The organism is Gottfriedia acidiceleris (assembly GCF_050457485.1).
Taxonomy (GTDB): Bacteria; Bacillota; Bacilli; order Bacillales; family Bacillaceae_G; genus Gottfriedia; species Gottfriedia acidiceleris_D.
In genome coordinates, this window is the sequence record NZ_JBCMJM010000046.1 from 4,424 (window position 1) to 4,771 (window position 348).

The 348-nt window shown below is 37.6% G+C and carries 1 protein-coding gene; it reads left to right on the forward strand.

The features are described from left to right. A partial coding sequence (locus ABEY15_RS24320; protein ID WP_429892513.1) for a BrxA/BrxB family bacilliredoxin occupies positions 1 to 325 on the forward strand: 325 nt, incomplete at its 5' end. Between the last annotated feature and the right edge of the window lie 23 nt (positions 326 to 348).

Here is a 348-nt window from a genome sequence, read left to right on the forward strand (position 1 = left end):
AAAAAAGAAAGGCACTACACTTGTAATGGTAAACTCAGTATGTGGTTGTGCTGGTGGTATTGCTCGTCCTGCAGCAGCACATTCAGTGCACTATGATGCAAGACCAGACCAATTAGTAACTGTGTTTGCTGGGCAAGATAAAGATGCTACTGCGAAAGCTCGTGAATATTTTACTGGTAAAGCACCATCATCTCCGTCATTTGCACTTTTAAAAGACGGTGAACTTGTAGCGATGGTTGAGCGTCATGAAATAGAAGGTCATGACCCAATGCAAGTCATTCAAAAACTTCAAAATTATTTCGATCAATTTTGTGAAGAAATTTAAATAAAAAAGTACAAAAATTTATG